The following is a 12,355-nucleotide window of genomic DNA, read 5'->3' on the forward strand; positions in this document are numbered from 1 at the left end:
TTCATGAAGCCTGCCGCAGTCAGGCCTCTCTGGTCTTCCAACTGTTCAGCATGAGCAACCCGTGAGTGGTCATCGACGCACACATGCACATACTGATGGCCGGCATCTTTGGTCTTGATGCTGCGGTCGCCTGTGACTCGCCAGCCCGGTTCATCGAACTGTGCCACTCGCTTGATATCCAGGTGTACCAAGGAACCCGGCTCATCATGTTCATATCTCAGTACCGGCTCTCGTCGAGACTTCCAGCGTTTGCCGAGCATCCGGACAAGCACCCGAGATACGGTAGCTTCAGAGACGTTAAGCACCTCGGCGATACGCCATTGCGGCCAACCTCCCGCCGCCAGGACCTGGATTGAGAAGCAGGTGCCAAGAGCCAGAGCGTTGGGACTTTGTCGCGGTCGTGATGACCCTATCGCAAAGGCCTCATCGCCTCGGCTTTTGAACGCCCGCAGCAGTCGATATATCCAACTTTCAGACAAGCCGAACTGGCGGGCCAGTCGGCTGACCGGTTCGCCATTGAGATAACGGCGAACAAGTTGCTCTCGAATGNTCCTAGGCTCTAGATCCTAAAAGCCCAAAAGCGGGTGCTCGGTGCTCGGGGAAAACCTAGGTTCTAGGAAGAGCGCTAAGAGCCGGCCCCTCGTACTTTGCTCTGAGGAACTAGGAACGGCTCTTTGCTCTTAGAACCCAGAACCTAGGCTCTTTCCCTTGTTCTTAGGAACCAGGAACCGCTCCCCCCCTACGCCAAGATTGAAATTCACCCGCCGTTTGTTCTATAACGGGCGACCTGAGCAGGAGGCCTGACAAATATGGACACCATTACCACCACCACCCTGATGCGCTATAAGCGCGAGGGGCGTAAGTTCGCGGCCCTGACCGCCTACGACACCAGCTTCGCCGCAGCCTTCGAACGGCAGGGCGTGCCCGTGCTGCTGATTGGCGACAGCCTAGGGATGGTGCTGCAGGGGCACGACGACACCTTGAAGGTGACCGTGGCCGACATCGCCTACCATACCCGCTGCGTCCATAAAGGCGCGCCCAACGCCCTGATCGTCGCTGATATGCCCTTCATGAGCTATGCCACGCCGGAGCAGGCCTATGCCAACGCCGCCGAGCTGATGCGCGCTGGTGCCCGCATGGTGAAGCTGGAGGGGGGCGACTGGCTGCTTGAGACGGTCAAAGGGCTGACCGAACGCAGCGTGCCGGTGTGTGCCCACCTGGGGCTGACGCCCCAGTCGGTCCACGTCTTTGGCGGCTTTAAAGTGCAGGGGCGCAGCGAAGACGCCGCCAGGGCGATCGAGGAGCAGGCCCTGCGTCTGCAGTACGCCGGGGCCGCCATGCTGGTGCTGGAGTGCGTGCCCAGCGAACTCGCCCGGCGCATCAGCGAACGGCTGAGTATCCCAGTGATCGGTATCGGTGCCGGACGCCACACCGATGGCCAGATCCTGGTGATGCACGACCTGCTGGGGATCACCTCCGGCTATATCCCAAAGTTCGCCAAGAACTACCTCTCCGGAACCGGCAATATCCAAGGGGCGGTCGCCGCCTTCGTGGAAGAGGTGGAGCATGGCCGATTCCCCGGCCCAGAACACTGTTTCGAGTAAGGACACCAGCGTGCAGACCTTTTGCGATCCCGTTCTGATGCAGCGTCAGATCCGCCACTGGCACCGCGATGGCCTCACCGTGGCCTTTGTCCCCACCATGGGCAACCTGCACCGGGGCCATATCACCCTGATCGAGGCCGCCCGCCAGCGCGCGGATCGCGTGGTCGCCAGCATCTTCGTCAATCCGCTGCAGTTCGGTGCCGGTGAGGATCTGGATGCCTACCCCCGAACCCTCGAGGAGGATCAGCGCCAGCTGGCCAACGCCGGCTGCGATCTGCTGTTTACCCCCGAGGTCAGCCTGCTCTACCCCAAGGGTTTGGCCGCACAAACCACCGTCGAGGTGCCGGGGATCTCTGACCTGCACTGTGGCGCCAGTCGTCCCGGCCACTTTCGCGGTGTCGCTACCGTGGTGTGCAAGCTGTTCAACCTGGTCCGGCCTGACCTGGCCTGTTTCGGTGAGAAAGATTTCCAACAGCTGGCGGTGATCCGCGCCATGGTGCGGGATCTCAACATGGGGATCGAGGTGGTCGGTGTGCCCACGGTCCGGGAGGCCGACGGCCTCGCCATGAGCTCCCGAAACGGCTACCTGACCGCCGAACAGCGCGTCCAGGCACCGGCTCTGAAGCGGGCACTGGACGCCCTGGCCCACCGTCTCATCACGGAGGGGCTGGCACAACGGGAGGAGCTGGAGCGAAGCGCGATGGCGACCCTGGCCCAGGAGGGCTTTGTGCCGGACTTTATCCGGGTCTGCCAGGCCGACACGCTGGCCCCGGCCCAACCCGGCGATTGTCGACTGGTGATCCTCGCTGCAGCCCAACTCGGGCGGGCAAGGCTAATCGATAATCAGACAGTAGACTTACCCGGGTAATTTGGTAACCTACGGCGCCAAAACAGAAGATTAACATCACGCCAACAGGGCGTGGATGACGACTGAGAACAGGAGTTTTAGATGCAACGGACACTGTTGAGCGGCAAATTGCACCAGGCCCGGGTGACCCATGCCGAACTCGAATACGAGGGCTCCTGCGCCATCGATACCGAGTTGATGGAAGCTGCCGGGATCCTGCCCTTCGAGCAAATCGAGATCTACAACATCGACAACGGTGAGCGCTTCAGCACCTACGCCATCGCCGGTGAGCGTGGCTCGCGGATCATCTCTGTCAACGGCGCTGCCGCCCACAAGGCCAGCCCCGGCCATCGAGTGATCATCTGCGCCTACGTCGGCCTCACCGATGAACAGGCCCGCTGCCACCAGCCCAACCTGGTCTATCTGGATGCCAACAATGACATCAAAGGGGTGGGCGGCGCCATCCCGACCCAGGCCGCCTAAGCCCCCATCGGCCGTTTTACGGCAGCAAAAAGCCCCGCGATGCGGGGCTTTTTTCGTTCCGGAGGAAGGGTTACAGCTTGATCCCTTCGATGTGCAGGTCCAGCTGCACGGTGGCGGACTGTGGCCCCAGATCCATCGGGATACCAAACTCCTTCATCACCAGCTCGGTCTCGCCGGTAAAGCCGACCCGGTAGCCACCCCAGGGGTCTTCCCCTTCACCCACCTTGGAGACCGCGATGGTCACCGGCTTGGTCACCCCACGCAGGGTGAAATCACCGGTCAGCTCCCCTTTGCCCTCGCCCAAATCTCGGTAACCGGTGGAGACGAAGCGGGCCTCCTTGAAATCCTTCACCGCCAGGAAATCCTCACCGCGAATGTGCTTATCACGCTCGGCGTGGTTGGAGTTCACACTGGCAGGATCGATGTTCACCACCACCTCGCTGGGCTGACCCTCCTGATAGACAAAGCGGCCATCGAAGTTGTCAAAACGCCCCACAACCCAGCTGTATCCCAGGTGGTTCACCTTGAAGTTGATGGAGGCATGGGCCCCCTTGGTGTCGATCTGGTAATCGTCCGCGAAGGCGGAAGGGATCATGACAGCGGCGGCGAGGGCGGTAACTTGGGCAATGCGTTTCATGGTCAAACTCTCCTTTGATTGAGGCTCACGAAGTGGAACGGTTCGAGTGCAGCGGCGCTATCATGCGCCGCAACGTCGTGTCTTTGTCGATAAGATGGTGCTTGATGGCAGCCAGCCCGTGCAGACCCGCCAACAGGACCAGGGTCCAGGCCAGGTAGAAGTGGATCTCCCCGGCGATCTCCGCCTGCTCAGGCAAGCCGCTGACCAACGCCGGTACTTCCAGCAGGCCAAACAGACTGATCCCACGCCCATCGGCAGTCGAGATCAGATACCCGGAGATCAACACCCCCAGCATCAGGCCATAGAGAGCCAGATGGCCCAGGCGAGCCCCCAGACGCTCCGCGATGCTGTGGTTCCGGGGTGCCTCCGGTTTCGGATTGACGATGCGCCACAACAGGCGCAGCACCAGTGTCGCCGCCAGCAACAGGCCCACCGCCTTGTGCAGCGCCGGCGCCTGCTGGTACCAGGGGGAGTAGTAGGTCAGCTCCACCATCCAGAGGCCTACACCAAAAAGACCAAAGACGGTGAGCGCCGAAATCCAGTGCAAAGCGATGCTGATCCAACCATAACTCGAGGTGCTGTTGCGCCACATAGCGGAAACTCCTTCATTCCTATTGAGGGCCATAATAGCGCCAAAAAGCAGAAACAAAAGCGCAATAAGCTGAGTGAAATAATCGAAAAAATAGAACTCGAGGGGGAAAGTTTGCGCATTGATTGAGGGAACCGCCGACGCCCGCCACGGTGACTCAAGGGCGCTGACTCAACGCCTGGCCTAAAGGTTCGAAATAGCCCAACAGGGCGGTACGGATCCCCAGCTGGTGTTCGGCATCCGGGTAGCCTCCAGCGCGGGCCAATTCAGTTTGACGCGTACCGCTGACCAGGTAGGCATTTTTGATCCGGCTGTCACCCTGGATCACCGCCTCGAAGGCCCGAGCCATCATCTCCGTCGGCTGGCTGAAATAGCGACGGCCGAACGCTTTATCCAGGGCCACGCTGCGCCGAACATAATCGTGCGGCGCCGCCCCATCCGGGCTCAGCATCACCGTGGCCAGCAACGCTTCCAGACGCCGGTTGAGCGGATGAGGCACAGCAGGGTCCCCGGTAAGGAAACGGCTGCTGGCCATGACGAAATGATCGTTGGACAGAAGGACCTTTGGGTAGAGGTGTGCGGCGATGTAGTGATCGAAGGCGTGCCACCATTCGTGGGCCAGTGCTCCCGCTCCGGCGTTTTTAGCCAACGCCAGGGTACGGGAGCCCGGCGCGTAGTGGGCCTGCACCCCCTTGCGACCCCCGCTACCAAAAGCCAGGGCCAACCGGCCCCGTAACCCCAGCAGCGCCGGCGGCACATTGAGCAGAAATGCCAGGTCCGCCAGGGCGTCAAACACCAGGTTGGCAGCCCGCACCTGCTCCTCCTGGGTCACCCAGGCACCGACGGTGATGCCGCCGAAGCCGAACTGCTGGCGAACCTCCCGGAAGCTGACATCGTCACCGTGGCGGTAATCGGGGCCGCGTCGATAGTAGGGGCGCTGAAGGCCCTTAGTGGCAGGGGTAGTCATGCAGAAGATGATCCCCTGCCAAGGCAACGCTGGCAAGGGGGCGCTTCCAACCCAGGGGGTCGGGGCATGAGGGCGTACTCTTGCCTTTCATCGATACTGCTTTGTGATCCAGGTCACAGTCGAGAAGGCGCGCAACCCTATAATCCTGTCTGATTATTGAGCCGGGTTCACAGGCCCCCAAACCGAGTAAACGAGTACACCCCATGCCAGACGTTGCCCAGCGGACTCAAGAAGCCGTACGCCCCACCGACACCTACCGAATCGAACAGGATCTTCTGGGCAGTCGGGAGGTCAGTAACCAGCACTACTACGGGATCCATACCTTGCGGGCTCTGGACAACTTCCAGATCTCCGGCAGCAGCATCAATGATGTGCCCGAATTCATCCGTGGCATGGTCCAGGTGAAGAAGGCCGCTGCCATGGCTAACCGGGACCTGCTAGCGATCCCCACCGAGGTCGCCAGCCATATCATCGCCGCCTGCGATCGGATCCTGGATCAGGGCGCCTGCATGGACCAGTTCCCGACGGACCTGTTCCAGGGCGGGGCCGGAACCTCGGTTAACATGAACACCAACGAGGTGGTGGCCAACCTGGCACTGGAGCTCAGCGGTCGTGAAAAGGGCCAGTACCAGCACATCCACCCCAATGACCACGTCAACCACAGCCAGTCCACCAACTGTGCCTATCCCACCGGCTTTCGCATCGCCCTGCTGGAAGCCCTGGATACCCTGACGAGCGAGTTCAAGTACCTGGAACAGGCCTTTATGGCCAAGGGCAGCGAGTTCTCCGATGTGCTGAAGATGGGCCGCACCCAGCTTCAGGACGCCGTACCCATGACCCTGGGCCAGGAGTTCACCGCTTTCGGCGAGCTGGTCCGCGAGGAGATCCGTAACCTTAAACGCACCGGCCGTCTGTTGCTGGAGGTGAACCTGGGGGCCACCGCCATCGGCACCGGCCTCAACACCCCGGCGGGCTACAGCGAACTGGCGATCACCCACCTGGGCCGCATCACCGGTCGACCGCTGGTGAAAGCCCACAACATGATTGAAGCCACCTCCGACTGCGGTGCTTTCGTGATGTTGCAGGCGGCGTTGAAGCGCTCGGCGGTGAAGCTCTCCAAGATCTGTAACGACCTGCGTCTGCTCTCCTCCGGCCCCCGCACCGGCCTCAAGGAGATCAACCTGCCGGAGCGTCAGGCTGGCTCCTCCATCATGCCCGCCAAGGTCAACCCGGTGATCCCGGAGGTAGTGAACCAGGTCTGCTTCAAGGTGATCGGCAACGACATGACCGTCACCATGGCCGCCGAAGCGGGCCAGTTGCAGCTGAACGTGATGGAGCCGGTGATCGGCCAGGCCCTGTTTGAATCGATCAAGCTGCTGCGCAACGCCAGTGACGCCCTGCGCAGCAAGTGCGTGGTGGGGATCACCGCCAACGCCGATCGCTGTGCCGAGCACGTATTCAACTCCATCGGCATCATCACCTACCTCAACCCGATCATCGGCCACCATGAGGGGGACATTGTCGGCAAGATCTGCGCCGAGACCGGTCGCAGCGTCAGGGAGGTGGTGCTGGAGCGGGGCCTGCTCACCGAAGAGCAGCTCGAAGCGATTTTCTCGGTTGAGAACCTGATTGCCCCGGCCTACGCCGGCCGCCGCTACAGCTAAACCCCAGGACGCCTGCGCGTCCCTATGTCGAAACCGCCCCGCCCTCTCCGAGGCCGGGGCGTTTTTGACTGAGGTGCAACGCCTCCGCCAGCGGGGGCAAGCTCCCTGCAGCAGGAAGGAGTCAAAAAGCGCCAAGGGTCAGATCGGCTGGCCTGGCCTCATCCCCCTGACGATAGTCGCACACCCCATCTGGGAACACCGACGCCAGCGCCGCCTGCCGGGGCTTCATATCAATATCGCCATAGATCCCTGCCGCAATCGCCTCGTCAACGGGGATCCGCCGGCAGCGGAAAATCGAGCCGGCCCAGGGGCCGCCGGACTGGATCCGGGCGTTGCTGTAGCTGGTGAAACGCCGGGTGCAGGCGCCCTCCTCCCGCCCGTTCCAGCTGCCGTCCCATACGCCCTCCCCCTGGGCCAAGATCTGGCCATCCTCGCCGAAGCAGCGATCATCCAGCGTCCGCGGTCGTTCCTCTCCCCGCTGGTGTGCCGCCAACCAGATGTCCATCGCCTCAAAAGCTTCGTCCAAGGGGGTATAGCGATGGTCGGAAACCCAGATCAGCTGGTTATCGTGGTGTCCCTGCCACTGGTCAATCCGTGCGCGGGCCTCGAACGACGCCGAAAGATGGTGCATATCCAGTTGCTCATCCAGATAATGGCGCAGATCGATCACCGGCAACGGGTTGCGACCCAGAAACACCAGTCCACTGCGGTACGCCCGCTCGATTGCCTGGGGATCGCCCTGGGTGCGCGCCGCAGGCCAGCCGTCGCTAACGTTGTGATTGCCCCAGAGCGTCAGCCAAAGGGGCAATATCTTGCCCAGCGGCGCCCAGATCCGCTCCGCCTCCATCGCCTCCGGGTCAACCCAGCCGCCGATCCTCTGGTTGAGATGCAGAAACTCCCCCACCGACAGCGTCCCGGTTTTCAGTGCCTCCAGGCCATACTGAACCCCCACATTGTCCCAGGTGGTGCGGGCAAAACCGGCCGGGTCCCGGCCGTAGATTTGATGCAGGTCTTCCCAGTGACTCCAGTGCGTCTGCCGCTGTACTGCCTCGGAAAACATCGGCCGAAGATAGCCCTGACGAGGGTTATGGATCAGGGCGGACAAACCGAACCAGCCATTGATGCATTCACTCGACCCCTGCGGCCAGTGGGGCCACCGCCCCCGGATCAACTGATTCAATGGCTCCAGAAACGGCGCACGCTGGTCAAAGCCGGCCACCGCGTTGAGTCCCTCCAGCTCGGCCCGTTGATTGAAGTCCTGCCAGTCCTTGGGGTCCTGCGACCGAAAGGCGTAGTAGGTGTTGAGCAGGTCGCAGTCCAGGCCATATAGGGTTTGGCTAACCATATCCGGATAGGCGTACAGCGCCAGGGCGCCATCCAGTAGCCCGCTGTTGTTCTGCATCATCAGGTACTGGCTCAGGCCCCCACCGGAGCCGCCGATGCCCAGAGTGTAGCGCGGGGCACCATAGAGACTGACAAACTGCTTCTTGACCCGCCGGGCGGTGTCCTCCGCCAGCAGGATGTTGTAGGTGTAGGAGGTCTTGTTGGCGGTGGAGGTGATCACCGCCGCCCCCTCACGCAAAGGGTCCCGGAGCTTGGTGATTACCTTGGTGGCACTCAGCCGACCTTGGCGAAACCCGATGCCGCTGCCGCCATGCAACTGGTAGATCAGTCGCCGATCCCAATGGGGGGCGTACTCCCTAGGCTGATCCGGCGTCGCCAGCATCACGATGTAATAGGGATAACGGTTGATGGTGCCACTCTCCACCCGGTAGATCTCAGGTATCCTGCCGCTCGCCCCGGCGATCATCGCCACATCATCCGGCCAGGGAGCGCCGGGCTCCATCACCGGCAGTGGCCGAATCTCGCCATCTTGGCTCCCGTAGTAGTAGTGCAGACGGGTCGGCAGTAGGCAATCCCGGGAGTAACCGATCACCTCGTCGCTGATCTCACCGTTTTCTTCGCGGTAGACCGCCACCCCTTCCCCGGCCTGGTTATCCACCAGAGGCTGGCCCAGGCCGGAGAACAACGTCATGCAGAAGAAGGGATACTGGGGGGCCCCGGCGTAGAGTGGCGCCTTAGGGCCCACCTCCCCCAGCGGGATCGGGAATGGATAGCTATCCGCCGGCCTGGGGGTCAGTGCCAGGTGGCGCTCGATCGTCAGGATCTGGCCCGTCGGCGGCTCGGCCGGCAGCCGCTGCACCTGGTGTTTACGGTAGGGGTGAGTGTATTGATCGTACTGGCCATAACCCCACAACCCTACCAAAACTAGCCCTGTCAAAATGAATAAATACTTGAATGTTCGCCACATAGCCACACCCTCCAAATGCTGATTATAGCCCCGCTCCGATCAACCACCGGAAGAGTACTCAAGAGGTTCAGTGCACTGCCAACGCCCGGTCAACAGTCTCAAACGCTTTGACAGCGGCCACCGGCGCCGGTCAGACTCGATGCTACCCGAATCAACCGCACCCATCCGGCATGCCAACCCCCAAGACCCTGCTGCAACAACATTTCGGCTTCGATGCTTTTCGCCCCGGACAGGAGGCGGTGATCCGCCACCTGCTCAAGGGCCAAAGTGCCGCCGCCATCTTCCCCACCGGCTCCGGCAAGTCGCTCTGTTACCAGCTGCCAGCCTTGGCCCTGCCCCACCTCACCCTGGTGATCTCACCGCTGCTGGCGCTGATGCAGGATCAACTGGCCTTTCTCAAGGGCAAGGGGATCGCCGCCGCCACCATCGACTCGACCCAGGGCTACGACGAGTCCCAGGCGGTGATGCGGCAGGTTCGGGCGGGAGAGATCCGGGTGCTGATGATCTCGGTGGAGCGGCTGAAGAACGAGCGTTTCCGCCGCTTCCTGGCGCAGGTGCCGCTGTCACTGCTGGTGGTGGACGAGGCCCACTGCATCTCCGAATGGGGGCACAACTTCCGCCCGGATTACCTCAAGCTGCCGCACTACTGCCAGCAGTTTGCCATTCCGCAGGTGCTGCTGCTTACCGCCACGGCCACCCCCAAGGTGATCGCCGACATGGCGGGAAAATTCGGCATCGCGCCGGCACAGATCACCACCACCGGCTTCTACCGTCCCAACCTGGATCTGAGCGTCGCAGCAGTTGCGCCAGAGCAGCGCCTTCCCCAGCTGCTACGCCACCTGGACCGCCGTCGCGGTGAGCCCGGGATCGTCTACGTCACCCAGCAGCAAAGCGCCGAGGTGGTGGCCCAGGCGCTGATGGATGCGGGTCACGCCGCCAGTGCCTACCACGCGGGCATGGAACACCCGAAACGGATGCAGATCCAGATGGAGTTCATGGCCGGACGACTGTCAGTGATCGTCGCCACCATCGCCTTTGGCATGGGGGTGGACAAGGCCGATATCCGCCACGTCATCCACTACGACCTGCCCAAGTCGGTGGAGAACTACTCCCAGGAGGTCGGCCGCGCCGGCCGCGACGGCCAACGCAGCGAGTGCCTGGTGATGGCCAACCAGGCCAACCGCTCGGTGCTGGAGAACTTCGTCTTTGGTGACACTCCGGAGCGCAGCGGCATCGATGCTGTGCTCTTGGAGATCGCCCAGGCCGGGCCGCAGTGGGAACTGATGGGCAACGCCCTCTCCACCCGTGCCAACATCCGTCCCCTGCCCCTGCGCACCCTGCTGGTCTACCTGGAGATGGCCGGGGTGATCACCCCGCAGTACAGCTACTTTGCCGAGATCAAGTTCCGGCCACTCGTAGACAAGGTGCAGCTGCTGGCACGCTTCCAGGGGGAGCGCCGGGCCTTCCTCGACGCCCTGCTGGCCCATAGCCGCCAGGGGCGAAGCTGGTATCAGGCGGATTTCGAAGCCCTGCACCAGGGTTACGGCAGCGACCGCAGCCGCGCCATGGCGGCCCTGGAGTACCTGGCGGATCAAGGGTTGATTGAGCTGCAGAGCAAGCAGATGACCGAGGTGTTTGCCGTGGCCCAGCCCCTGCCGGACCTCGAACCGCTGGGGGCGCAACTGCTGGCCCAGTTCGAACAGAAGGAGGCCAGTGAGGTCGCCCGCATCGAGCAGATGTTGGCCCTGTTGCAGACCCCGGACTGCCTCAGCCAGGCACTGGCTCACTACTTCGGAGATGACCAGGCGCCGGCACACTGCGGACACTGTTCCGCCTGCCGGGGCGAGGCAGCACGCCTTCCTGCCCCCGAGGCTGTGCCGATGCCACCACCGGTAGCGTGTCAGCAGTGGCTGCAACCCCTGGCTGAGGCGCTGGATCAGAACCTGGGACAGCCCCTCACGCCCACTCTGGCGACACGCTTTCTTACCGGCCTGCCCAGCCCCTGGCTGACCAAGCTAAAAGCCCGTCAGATGGCAGGCTACGGGGCATTGGCCAACATCCCTTTCGCCCAGGTCCGGGCCGAGATCACCCCGCTGCTGGAGCCTTAACGCTCCCCACGGTAGATCAGGGTACAGGCCAACAGGGTGAAAGGGATCGCCAACACCAGGCCGATACTGCCCGCCAGGGCGTGGATCAGTGCCAGGGCGATGGCGGGAATATTCATGAACTGATCCGCCGGCATCTGGAAACCCCAGACCATCATCATCAGGGTCAAGCTGCTGCCGGCAAACGCCAACATCAGGGTGTTGGTCATGGTGCCCATCACGTCCCGACCAATATTGACGCATGCCATCAGCCGATCCCGCTCGGATTGCCCGGGGTTGGCCTCCCTCAGCTCGTGGTAAGAGGAGGCCATGGAGATCGCCACGTCCATGATCGCCCCGAGGGCACTGATCATGATGGCGACGAAAAGGAGCCACCGGATCTGCAGCTGGCCATCTCGGTTGAGGTTGATAAGGTCCTCCCCCTTGTCCAGGTAGATCCCGCTCAGCTGCGCCCACTCACCGAAACACTGGGCCGCGATCCCCGCAGCGACCACACCTGCGAGCGTCCCCGCCATGGAGGCGTAGGATTTGCGATTGCAGCCAGCGATGAGGGCAAAGCCCACCAGGATCTTGATCGCCATCAGGCCCACCGTCAGCCACACAGGGTGCCATCCGGCAAAGAGTCCTGGGATCAGCACTGAGAGCACCAGTGCTGCGGTGAAGTAGAGGGAGACGATGGAGTTGACCCCCTGCATCCCACCCAAAAGCACCACCAAAAACAGGAACAGGACGGCCATCCAGTAAACCGCGTTGCTGCGATCATGGTTGTACGGCCAGTAGATGGTTTTACGCGGTCCTTCGCGAACCAAGAGTACGAAGGTATCTCCGGCTTCAACAAAAACGTTGTGCAGTCGACTGAGGCTATTGTCGACCTCGCGCTGCTCACCCAGCTCGTCGCCCTCGAGAATCTCGATCTTCAGACGCTGAGTGCCGATGAGCAGGTCCGGCGCGAGATAATCCGGCTGCACAGATTGCTCCATTACCTCGACTACCCGGGCCTGAACGAAGGTCTGCCCGCCCATGGCAGCGGGACGAAAGGCTTCGCTCCAACTCGGGGAGCCGTAAAACAGCGCCGTTGAGATCAGGAAGATGATGGCGGGAAAGAGAAAGCGTGGATTCATGGCAGGGTTTCCTGGTGAACGAAAAAC

The 12,355-nt window shown here is 62.2% G+C and carries 11 protein-coding genes; 5 read left to right on the forward strand and 6 right to left on the reverse strand.

Annotation, left to right across the window (positions count from 1 at the left end; translation table 11 throughout):
• On the reverse strand, nucleotides 1–548 hold a 548-nt coding region (locus tag ABD997_RS01125; protein ID WP_345315222.1), incomplete at its 3' end, for a helix-turn-helix domain-containing protein.
• Between the two features lie 261 nt (nucleotides 549–809).
• On the opposite strand from ABD997_RS01125, the gene panB reads away from it, so the two are divergent.
• The 3 genes from panB (at nucleotide 810) to panD (ending at nucleotide 2,934) form a co-directional block, all read left to right on the forward strand.
• Nucleotides 810–1,604 (forward strand): 3-methyl-2-oxobutanoate hydroxymethyltransferase, encoded by a 795-nt coding sequence (panB, locus tag ABD997_RS01130; protein WP_345315177.1) that lies wholly within the window; start codon nucleotides 810–812, stop codon nucleotides 1,602–1,604.
• Between the two features lie 37 nt (nucleotides 1,605–1,641).
• On the forward strand, nucleotides 1,642–2,472 hold the full coding sequence (gene panC, locus ABD997_RS01135; RefSeq protein ID WP_345315223.1) for a pantoate--beta-alanine ligase: 831 nt from the start codon (nucleotides 1,642–1,644) through the stop codon (nucleotides 2,470–2,472).
• 81 nt (nucleotides 2,473–2,553) lie between these two features.
• Nucleotides 2,554–2,934 (forward strand): aspartate 1-decarboxylase, encoded by a 381-nt coding sequence (gene panD, locus ABD997_RS01140; protein WP_345315178.1) that lies wholly within the window; start codon nucleotides 2,554–2,556, stop codon nucleotides 2,932–2,934.
• Nucleotides 2,935–3,004: 70 nt separating this feature from the next.
• Here the strand turns inward: panD and ABD997_RS01145 are convergent, their stop codons facing one another.
• The 3 genes from ABD997_RS01145 to ABD997_RS01155 all read right to left on the reverse strand — a co-directional run bounded on the left by ABD997_RS01145 (nucleotide 3,005) and on the right by ABD997_RS01155 (nucleotide 5,127).
• Entirely contained in the window at nucleotides 3,005–3,571 is a 567-nt protein-coding gene (locus tag ABD997_RS01145) for a YceI family protein (protein ID WP_345315179.1), read from the reverse strand.
• 25 nt (nucleotides 3,572–3,596) lie between these two features.
• Nucleotides 3,597–4,163 carry a cytochrome b gene (locus tag ABD997_RS01150; RefSeq protein ID WP_345315180.1) on the reverse strand — a complete coding sequence of 189 codons (567 nt, stop codon included), beginning with the start codon at nucleotides 4,161–4,163 and terminating at the stop codon, nucleotides 3,597–3,599.
• Between the two features lie 154 nt (nucleotides 4,164–4,317).
• Nucleotides 4,318–5,127: a CLCA_X family protein gene (locus tag ABD997_RS01155; protein ID WP_345315181.1), complete on the reverse strand. Its 810-nt coding sequence runs from the start codon at nucleotides 5,125–5,127 to the stop codon at nucleotides 4,318–4,320.
• Between the two features lie 203 nt (nucleotides 5,128–5,330).
• Here ABD997_RS01155 and aspA point away from each other — a divergent pair, with 203 nt between their 5' ends.
• A complete protein-coding gene (gene aspA, locus ABD997_RS01160) occupies nucleotides 5,331–6,791 on the forward strand; it encodes an aspartate ammonia-lyase (RefSeq protein WP_345315182.1) in 1,461 nt (486 codons plus the stop codon).
• Between the two features lie 121 nt (nucleotides 6,792–6,912).
• Here the strand turns inward: aspA and ABD997_RS01165 are convergent, their stop codons facing one another.
• Complete coding sequence (locus ABD997_RS01165) at nucleotides 6,913–9,057, reverse strand: DUF6351 family protein (RefSeq protein WP_345315183.1); 2,145 nt, start codon at nucleotides 9,055–9,057, stop codon at nucleotides 6,913–6,915.
• A 215-nt stretch (nucleotides 9,058–9,272) separates the two neighbouring features.
• Between ABD997_RS01165 and ABD997_RS01170 the strand changes: the two genes are divergently transcribed.
• Nucleotides 9,273–11,210 carry a RecQ family ATP-dependent DNA helicase gene (locus tag ABD997_RS01170; protein WP_345315184.1) on the forward strand — a complete coding sequence of 646 codons (1,938 nt, stop codon included), beginning with the start codon at nucleotides 9,273–9,275 and terminating at the stop codon, nucleotides 11,208–11,210.
• Here ABD997_RS01170 and ABD997_RS01175 read toward each other — a convergent pair.
• Nucleotides 11,207–12,328, reverse strand: a complete 1,122-nt coding sequence (locus ABD997_RS01175; protein WP_345315185.1) for a YibE/F family protein — start codon at nucleotides 12,326–12,328, stop codon at nucleotides 11,207–11,209. The two genes, ABD997_RS01170 and ABD997_RS01175, sit on opposite strands and share 4 nt — an antisense overlap.
• Nucleotides 12,329–12,355 lie beyond the last annotated feature (27 nt).

Source organism: Ferrimonas gelatinilytica, from assembly GCF_039544205.1.
Classification (GTDB): Bacteria; Pseudomonadota; Gammaproteobacteria; order Enterobacterales; family Shewanellaceae; genus Ferrimonas; species Ferrimonas gelatinilytica.